Below are 1,624 nucleotides of genomic sequence, written 5' to 3' on the forward strand. Positions count from 1 at the left end.
ATGCGCACGTCGATGGAGCGGTCCTGGCCGTCGTATTCGATGCCGCGCAGGGCATTGAAGATCTCCTCGCGCGAGAGGATCCGCCCGGCGTTGACCGTCAGCAGCCAGAGCAGGTCGAACTCGGCACTGGTCAGCTCGATGCTCTGCTCGCCCAACCAGGCCTCGCGCATCGCGCTGTCGATCACCAGCCGGCCGAATTCCAGGCGCCGCGGCCCTTCGCCGCCCGCCTCGCCACCCTCGCGGCGCCGCAGCAGCGCGCGAATCCGCGCCAGCAGCAGCCGCGGGCGCACCGGCTTGCACACGTAATCGTCGGCGCCCATCTCCAGGCCGAGCACCTGGTCCATGTCGTCGGTGCGCGCGGTGAGCATCAGGATCGGCCCGTCATAGCCGCCGCGCACCTTGCGGCAGATCGACAGGCCATCCTCGCCCGGCAGCATCAGATCGAGGATCACCAGGTCCGGCTGTTCTTTCAAAATGCGCGCGGCGGCCTGGGCGCCGTCGGCCTCGATGCTCACCGCCAGGCCGTTGCTTTGCAGGTAATCGCGCGTCAAGTCGGCCAGACGCTGGTCGTCTTCGACGATCAGGATGTGCCAGATGTGTTGCTCCACTGCTGCCTCCCAAGGACAGATCAACCACGGTGAAACAGGCCGGCATTGTAGCAACGCCGCGGGCACAAGCGGCGGCAGAATCAAGCCCACGAAAAGCGCGGCCGCGCGCCTGCACAGAGCAAGCCAAGAATCAAGAAAAAAACCTACATCTTGTGTTTGTGGGATGGGCCGAAAATCCGCCGCAAGGGAACGAAAAAATCCACCTCCTGCACGACGAACGGTCTCCAGGAGAGAACCCCAGCTACCACGGGGCCTGGCGAAAGTTACCCCAAAGTAACCCACAGATTTATCCACAGGCGGCGCGCGCCTGTCGGCTTGCCTTCCCCCAGGCACCGCACTATCTTGTATCCCCAGCGCGCCAAACACCTACATGTTGGGTTTTGGCACAACGAAGGACACAAGCACATTTGCACCCCAAGGGTCTATACCGAGAACAAAAACAGTGCAGATGAATGCTTCGATGGCCGCAGCGGCAGTCACCACCCCGGCCATTCCCCCGCGCAGTGCGAATCGCCTGGCGGGAGTCGATAACGGTGCGATGCCCTTGCGCACGAACCACAACATATAGTAGTGCCGGCCATTGCCGGCACTAGACTCTTGAGCCAGGAAGGCGCTTTAGTCGTGCCCTCCCTGCCCAGTTTGCAAGTCCCCTGCGCCCGGCGTTTCTGCCGCGCGCATGGCGTTGTTGAAATGGAATGAACGGCGGGTACGCCACTGCATTGCGTCGATCAATAAATTCAGAACACGGAGACCTCCATGCATACCGACACCACTCGCGAGAACCCGCAGGCCCAAGCGCCGCAGGCCGCCGATGCCAGCCAGGACCTGAGCGCCACCGCGCCGGGCCAGCTGCGTGTGATCAAGCGTAACGGCACCGTGGTGCCCTACACCGATGACAAGATCACCGTCGCCATCACCAAGGCCTTTCTCGCAGTGGAAGGCGGCACCGCCGCCGCCTCGTCGCGCATCCATGAAACCGTCGCGCGCCTGACCGAGCAGGTCAGCGCCACCTTCAA

Annotated in this window: 2 protein-coding genes; one reads left to right on the forward strand and one right to left on the reverse strand. The window is 63.4% G+C overall.

What is annotated here, in order from left to right; all coding sequences use genetic code 11:
• Positions 1-608 (reverse strand): response regulator (locus V6M61_RS06060; protein WP_442957735.1); only part of this gene is annotated, 608 nt, incomplete at its 3' end.
• Positions 609-1,364: 756 nt separating this feature from the next.
• Between V6M61_RS06060 and V6M61_RS06065 the strand changes: the two genes are divergently transcribed.
• A partial coding sequence (locus V6M61_RS06065) for an ATP cone domain-containing protein (RefSeq protein ID WP_332775668.1) occupies positions 1,365-1,624 on the forward strand: 260 nt, incomplete at its 3' end.

It is taken from the genome of Polaromonas sp. (genome assembly GCF_036676035.1).
Lineage (GTDB): Bacteria > Pseudomonadota > Gammaproteobacteria > Burkholderiales > Burkholderiaceae_C > Polaromonas.